This window comes from Burkholderia sp. Cy-637, assembly GCF_011753175.1.
GTDB classification, from domain to species: domain Bacteria; phylum Pseudomonadota; class Gammaproteobacteria; order Burkholderiales; family Burkholderiaceae; genus Burkholderia; species Burkholderia gladioli.
This window is the reverse complement of sequence record NZ_VWWC01000388.1, coordinates 1-988: the sequence shown is the minus strand read 5'-3', so window position 1 is coordinate 988 and position 988 is coordinate 1. Positions and strand designations below refer to the sequence as shown.

General features: G+C 73.2%; 1 protein-coding gene and 1 pseudogene. Both read right to left on the bottom strand.

From position 1 onward, the window contains the following. A pseudogene (locus F3J10_RS35745) lies at positions 1-298 on the bottom strand (anti-sigma factor); the annotation flags it as partial. Continuing rightward, positions 295-840 (bottom strand): RNA polymerase sigma factor, encoded by a 546-nt coding sequence (locus F3J10_RS35740; protein WP_013697261.1) that lies wholly within the window; start codon positions 838-840, stop codon positions 295-297. The pseudogene F3J10_RS35745 and the gene F3J10_RS35740, both read right to left, overlap by 4 nt. Positions 841-988 lie beyond the last annotated feature (148 nt).

Below are 988 nucleotides of genomic sequence, written 5' to 3'. Positions count from 1 at the left end.
AAGGCGCCCGTTGCGCGGTATTCGGCGAAGCCTCGACGGCTCTCGCCGCGCCGGGCGCTTCGTCGCGATCGCGATGCGCGTCGATCAGCCGGTCGAGGTCGAGCGCGAGCGCGCTGGGCAGCGGCGGCAAGGCCTGCGCCTCGAACGCGGCGCGGTAATCGAGCTTGGAGGCGCGCAGCAGGCGCACGATGCGCGCGGCCTCGGCCGAGGTGGCCACCAGCGAGGCCACGCCGGCCCATTGCGAGGGCGGCAGGGTACCGTCGGTATAGGCGATCAGCAGGGTTTCGTCGACTTTCATGCCAGCGTATCCCCGGGCGTGGTGGCCGCGCGAGACGGCGCGCGACGCGGCGCGAAGCGCGCGCCGATCGCCTGGCGCGCGCGCGACAGGCGGCTCATCACGGTGCCGATCGGAATCTCCAGCACGTCGGCCGCTTCCTGGTAGCTGAGGCCTTCCACGGCCACCAGCAGCATCACCACGCGCTGCGCCTCGGGCAGCCGCTCGACCGCGGCGATCACCTGCTCGTGCATCAGCGCCGATTCGGGCGTCTGGCCCGAGGGATCGGGCAGGTTCTCGATCAGGTCGTCGTCCCAGTCGAAGCTGGCGCGACGGCGCACGCCGCGCGAGCGCAGCTCGTTGAGCCAGGTGGTGTGGACGATCGAGAACATCCAGCTCAGCGGCGCGGTATCGGGCTGCAACTGGTGGGCGCGTTCGAGCGCGCGCACGCAGGCGCGCTGCACCAGGTCCTCGGCGTCGTGCTGGTCGCCGGCCAGGCGCAGGGCGAAGGCCCACAGCCGCGGCAGCATCTCGGGAAGCAGGCTCGGCAAGTCTGCACTGCTCATCGGCGTCAATCTCCGCTGGGAGCCGGAGGCGGGGCGCGCCGTCGCGGGCCCGGCTCCGTGGCGATGCCGTCGGCCTGGCAGCCGACGGCGTCATGATGCGCCGCCGCGCCGGCGGGTAGGCCGGGCGGGACGCGAAGTGGCCGCCCGA

Coding starts and splice junctions, on each gene's coding strand:
- F3J10_RS35740 (WP_013697261.1), bottom strand. CDS start 840: ATGAGCAGTGCAGACTTGCCGAGCCTGCTTCCCGAGATGCTGCCGCGG.